Genomic DNA, 423 nt, shown 5'->3' with positions numbered 1-423 from the left:
CAAGCCGACGAATCCCCTAGAAGACACCACGGTCAGTCAGAGGGTGAGTCAGACCGGCCGGGTGACCCGCTCCCACATCATCACTGTCAGAAGGTGAAGAGGGAGGCGGTGGTGCGCTGCATCAGGCAGGCGTTGGTGAACGTCCGGGTGTAGGAGATCGGGCGGGTCTGCCAGATGCCCACGGCACGCGCGACGACCGGGTCGTACTGCGAGGTGCAGGGTGCGCCGTCCACATCGAGCGCGTCCAGGTCGCCGTCGACGCGGGCGACGAGCCGGCAGGCGGTGATCGGGTCGGGGTGCAGGCCGCCGGTGGGCCCGCAGGTCAGCACCGTGGCGCGCGGGCCGGCGCCGTCGTCGACGGTGAGCAGCAGCACCGAGGGGGTCTCCGGGCCGGGGCGCGGCGCGGCCTGCGCGGAGGCGGCC

Annotated in this window: 1 protein-coding gene; it reads right to left on the bottom strand. The window is 72.6% G+C overall.

Features of this window, described 5'->3' with window-relative positions:
• Positions 1–86: 86 nt before the first annotated feature.
• A partial coding sequence (locus AC2CHG_RS31780; RefSeq protein WP_484526248.1) for an SSI family serine proteinase inhibitor occupies positions 87–423 on the bottom strand: 337 nt, incomplete at its 5' end.

This window comes from Micromonospora sp. ATLC20, assembly GCF_057196585.1.
The sequence above is the reverse complement of the archived record's forward strand: the minus strand, read 5'-3'. Positions and strand labels throughout refer to the sequence as shown.